This is a genomic window from Burkholderia sp. HMSC10F09, from assembly GCF_001806955.1.
In the GTDB taxonomy this organism is placed as follows: Bacteria; Pseudomonadota; Gammaproteobacteria; order Burkholderiales; family Burkholderiaceae; genus Burkholderia; species Burkholderia multivorans.
This window is the reverse complement of record NZ_KV786875.1, coordinates 63,098-65,012: the sequence shown is the minus strand read 5'-3', so window position 1 is coordinate 65,012 and position 1,915 is coordinate 63,098. Positions and strand designations below refer to the sequence as shown.

Annotated in this window: 1 protein-coding gene and 1 pseudogene; both read right to left on the bottom strand. The window is 61.4% G+C overall.

What is annotated here, in order from left to right; genetic code table 11:
- A pseudogene (locus HMPREF3115_RS32755) lies at window positions 1-645 on the bottom strand (ShlB/FhaC/HecB family hemolysin secretion/activation protein); the annotation flags it as partial.
- A gap of 540 nt (window positions 646-1,185) precedes the next feature.
- The coding region (locus HMPREF3115_RS32750; protein ID WP_256276416.1) for a ShlB/FhaC/HecB family hemolysin secretion/activation protein at window positions 1,186-1,915 on the bottom strand (730 nt) is incomplete at its 5' end.

Sequence of the window (1,915 nt, the reverse complement as noted above, 5' to 3'; positions counted from 1 at the left end):
GAACGGCACCGACAGGTTCGCATCGAGCACCGCCATCTTGTAACGATAGGTCGGGCCGCCGTCGGCCGCCAGCATGTCGTCCTGCGCGCCGAACGCGCCGATGCCCTGCCGGTACGCGAGCGTACCGTCGAATTGCGCGTTACCGAAATAGTGGCGATCGGTCAGGCCGAACTCGACAAACGTGTTGTTGCGGCGCTGCTGCGGGATCTCGGTGTCCTCGATGAAGCTTTGCCCGAAGCGGCGCGACAGTCGGAACTGCGCGCCGAACACGTCGTTCTGGCTACGCGACAGCACGCGGTTCAGCTTGAGGTCGACCGTCTTCGAATTGCCGCTCGCGATGAACGTCTGGTTCACGCCGGCGATCTGCTGGTAGTACGTGTTCGTGTAAGCGGACAGCGTGGCCGTCCAGTAGCCCCACGGAATTGAATAGAAGCCGTTCCAGCCGTGCGAGCCGAGGCGCTTGTCACCAAATTCCAGATCCTGGCTCACGCCGACGTTGAAAATGTCGTTCAGGCCGAGCGGATTGTCGATGCCGAGCGACAGGTTGCCCTGCAGCCGGCCGGTCGCCCGCGTGCCCGAGTTGTCGATCGAGGCGACGACGGTCCACGGCTTGCCGCGCTTCACGTCGAGCACGACGTGGCTGTCCATCGATGGCCTTCGGCGCACTCCCATTCGTAATGCGCGGCGATACCGATATACGTGTCAGCCAGACAGCGACCACTACGCTCCGTCGCCGCATTATGAAGACGTTCCAGCCGCCGGCATGGAGAAGCCCAGCAGCCAGTTCGTCTTTGGCACATTGTGGGCAGCGGTGGTCCTCCGGAATCTTGCGCCTCAGTAGTCCATTCATGTCCAGACGGACAGGCGAAGCGTTGACGCGCCGCTTGACCGAGATAGGCTCCTCATGACACACGATTCCGCGTTCACTCAACAGTTCCTGAAAGCGGAGCTGCACGCGCACCTGTTCGCACTGGAGGCAAGTGATCGTACCTCGCATCGCGACGGTGCCGATGCGAGTGACGTCATGGCCCGATGCGCAGCGGAATTCATAGTAGGACTTCAACCCAACCCATTCCTTCGTCAGCAACGTAAGCCCACGCTCGGCGGCAATCTCAACCAGACGGGCATATGCAACATCGGGCTTGCGACGTGTACGTGTTGAAGACGCGTCTTGACTCATCGCCTTCAGAACTGGGCTGTCACCTGAAAACCGACCGTGACACGCGCCGTGGGGAATCCGGACGGCTTGTAGATCGGCGTGCCGGCGAACAGGTCATAGCCGTAGGCGCCGAAGCGTGTCGCGACACTGCCCTTCACGCCGATCACCGCGCCGGCGAGCTGCGTGCCGACGAGCGCGACCGGCTGCGGCCCCCACACGCGACCGTAGTCAATGCCGGTATAGACTGCTTGCCCGGTCTGCCCGATCGGCGCCTGCAACTCGTTACGCCAGTAAAAGCCGCGCGCCGCGGCGAGCATCGTTTCGCCATCGAAACCGCGCACCGTATAGCGACTGCCAATCGTCAAGTCGTCGATGTAGTAAAGCGTGTTTCCGGTGTACTGGCCGTGGAGTGTGCCGACATAGCGGAATGGTTGCTTGCCGATCGCGAACGGCACCGACAGGTTCGCATCGAGCACGGCCATCTTGAACCGATAGGTCGGTCCACCGCCCTCCGCCAACGTATCGTCTTGAGCACCCAATCCACCGACATCTTGACGATATGCAAGCGAGCCATCGAACTGAGCGCCACCGAAGTAGTGGCGATCGGTCAGCCCAAGCTCGATCGTCGTGTTGTTGCGACGTTGCTGCGAAATCTCGGTGTCTTCGATAAAGCTTTGTCCGAAACGACGCGACAGACGAGCGTACGCACCTAACACATCATTCTGGCTACGGGCGAGCACTCGGGCCAGCTTGAAA